Consider the following 3,223-nt stretch of genomic DNA (forward strand, 5'->3'; position numbering starts at 1 on the left):
GGGGTGGGCCGTCTGGAAGGAGGCTTCGAGGACGCCGATGCACAAGCCAGCGCCGAAGAGAGCCACCCAGACGGGGCGGATGGTGTTGGGAGGGCCAGCGGTGGCCTGGTCGGGATTGCTCAAGCGGAACTCCGGTGAGGATGCCCGGAGACGATGCACTAATTAGTGCAAATTTCACAATAACAGGTGCATCCGGCCGCAGACGTCTGCGGCCGCAAACCCGCTCGAGGTGGCGAGCGCCGTGCCCCGCGACGCGAGGCGCCCCGAGCTAGCGGGGCACGGCTTCTCGGGCCCTACCGCGGCCACCGAACCGCGCTCCTCCAACGCGAGGACCTGGAGACGGGCGCGGCCGAGGCCTGGGAGGCTGCGGCCAACTAGGCGCTGCTGCCAGGGCCGTCAGGCACGCAGGAGCACGCATCCGCTGATAGAGGGGCCGTGTACTGCCTCACCGCGCGCCCCCCTTCCGCGCGATCCGCCGAGCCAGCGAGGAGGGCGAGGACGCATGAGGAGGAAGGCGGGAGGCGAGGGATGACCCAGGCGGGAAATACACGACATTCAAGCAGGACCAGTAAGCCATGGACTTATGGCGAATTCCGGAGTTCAACTCGTGGCTCTTCCCGCTTTCAGAGGAGCCAAAATGACGGTAGCGAACCGGATTCGTAGGTGGACGTATTTGCTGGGTGTGATTGCCCTCTTAGGCGCAGCGACGTCCGCCGATGCGGCTGGCGCATTGCTCATCACTTCGACGGAATCGGACACACCAAACGACACGCTCTACATCTACGGTGAGAACTTCGGCACCGTGAAGTCGTTGGTGAAGTTCGCGGGCATCGTCGTCCAACCCAACAAAATTCAGGTCTACGGCGATACGGCGATCATCATCACGGTTCCCTACAATCTATTGGAGACGCCCGGGACGTACCTGCTCAGCGTTTCAACAGGGTCTGCTCCGGAACAGAATTCTGCGCTGGGCATCACGGTGGGGCCCCAAGGTCCGAAGGGCGACAAGGGCGACAAGGGCGACAGTGGTTTGACGGGTCCCAAGGGCGACACTGGAGTTCAAGGCCCGAAGGGCGACACTGGTTTGACGGGTCCCAAGGGCGACACTGGAGTTCAAGGCCCGAAGGGCGACACTGGTTTGACGGGTCCCAAGGGTGACACCGGAGTTCAAGGCCCGAAGGGCGACGCGGGGGGCATTGGCCCCCAAGGCCCGATGGGTCCTAAACCAATCGTTGAGTGTAGCATCGCGCTTGGGTTGCCTATACCCGGGAATGCCGGATGGAGTAAGGCATTCTGTCCAAATGAATCATTGGCAATGGGCGGCTCATGCACTCTGCTGGCTGGAGCGGTTGGTGGCGATATACAGTCAGTTCTTGAGGAGCACCTTTATCGTTGCTATCTCAGCACCCCCTCTCCTAGCGCTGTGGTGCAGGCGTCGGCAAGGTGCTGCACCATCCAATAGGGCAGCTTGCCTGCGCGGCAGAGGGCCGCGCAGGCTGTGCACCACCACGCGCTACTGTCGGGTGGTCAAGCACGCAGCAGCACCCCATCAGATGCAGAAGGGCGGCGCGCCGCTTCTTCGCGCGCCCTGCCCCACGACGCGCGGCCAACCGAGCTTGCGAGGGGGAGCGCCGCCAGCGCTGGCACGGGGCGGCCACGCGGCGGCCAGGCTTCATCGAGCCCTGCCGCGGCCACCGCATCGCTCACCTCCAACGCGAGGAACTGGAGAAGGACGTAGCCGAGTCCCGCGAGGACGCACACCACCATGTGGTGCTGCCGGGCCGTCAGGCACGGAGCGCCACTCCACCATCCCCTCCAGGGCAGGCGCGCTGCTTCTCCGCGCGCCCTGCCCCACCACGCGCGAACCGCTGAGCCCGCGAGGCGCAGCGCACGAAAGCGCTTCACGCAGCGAGGGCCACGGGGCAGCCCGACTTCTCGGGCCCTGCCGCGGCCCCACCTCCAACGTCAGTAGCTGGAGCCGGTGCGAGGCCGTGCTCCACCAAGTGCCGCTGCCGGTGCCATCAGGCACGCAGCGGCACCCCACCATTTCCTGTAGGGCCGGCGCGCCGCTTCTCCGCGCGCCCTGCCCCACCCCGCGCGATCCGCCGAGCCCGTGAGGCGTAGCACACGAAAGCGCCTCGCGCTGCGCGGGCCACGGGGCGGCGCGGCTTCTCGGGCCCCGCCACGGCCCCAGCGCTGCTCCACCTCCGACGCCAGGAACTGGAGCCCGGGCGCGGACGAGTCCCGCGAGACTGTGCACCACCAAGTGCCGCTGCCGGTGCCGTCAGGCACGCAGCGGCACCCCGCCTGCCGTTGGAGGCCAGCGCTCGGACAACGCCGCCGTCCACCGGGGTGCCCGAGCAGCAGGGCCGGGGGATGGCTAGACGTCGCCAGCGCGGACGTTCCACCTCTCCGGAGCGAAGCGGGCCTGGACGTCGCCGGGCCTCACCGGGGACCCGCGCATCAGGGTCGAGTGAGGACCTGGACGACGCCGGCACGCGACAGCCTCCACCTGGCGCCACGCCCGGACGTCGCCGGCACTCACCGGGGCCCCCGCGCAGCTGGGGCCGAGTGAGCGCCTGGACGACGCTGGCGGGGCAAGCGGATGAATGAAGCTTTCAGCTCACTTGGGCTGCCGAGCGTGCGAGGCAGTGGCGGAGAGGTACGGGCAAGGCGAGGGAAAGGAGAGGGGAGGAGACGGAAGACGGAGCGGAGCGGTTCGGCAGAAACGGGCGGGCACGGCGACTGCGCTGCGCGATGCGGAGTTCAGCGCGTAGGCGAGGGGTCCGAGACAACGTGTCTTGGTGAGGACAACGAGCTACGCGCGGCGCGGGCCACGGGGCGGCCCGGCTTCTCGGGCCCCGCCACGGCAACCGCGCTGCTCCACCTCCCACGCCGGGAGCTGGAGACGCCGCAGCCGAGTCCCACGAGGCCGTGCACCACTAGGTAGCAGTGCGCATGCTGGTACGCTCGGCCCCATGCTCAAGCGCGGACTCATCTTCTCCAGCTTCTTCATCGCCCTCTCCTCGCCCGCACTCGCTGAAGCCCCCGTCGTCCGGCAGGAGTGGCTAAAAGCCGCGCAGAAAGTCTGCGGCGGAAAGCTGACTCCCCTGGTTGACTACAACGCAATCGACAAGGAGGTCTGCGCAGTCACCTGCATGAATGCCAGTGGAGCCGTGCAGAAGCGCGGAGTGCTGCTCCCCAATGGAGCGCCATGCAAGAG

Annotated in this window: 2 protein-coding genes; both read left to right on the forward strand. The window is 67.6% G+C overall.

Translation table 11 applies throughout. The features are described from left to right. Positions 1-637 precede the first annotated feature (637 nt). On the forward strand, positions 638-1,462 hold the full coding sequence (locus tag D7V88_RS45350) for a collagen-like protein (protein ID WP_147449092.1): 825 nt from the start codon (positions 638-640) through the stop codon (positions 1,460-1,462). Between the two features lie 1,516 nt (positions 1,463-2,978). Then, a partial coding sequence (locus D7V88_RS44015) for a hypothetical protein (protein ID WP_208726741.1) occupies positions 2,979-3,223 on the forward strand: 245 nt, incomplete at its 3' end.

Source organism: Corallococcus terminator (genome assembly GCF_003611635.1).
Classification (GTDB): domain Bacteria; phylum Myxococcota; class Myxococcia; order Myxococcales; family Myxococcaceae; genus Corallococcus; species Corallococcus terminator.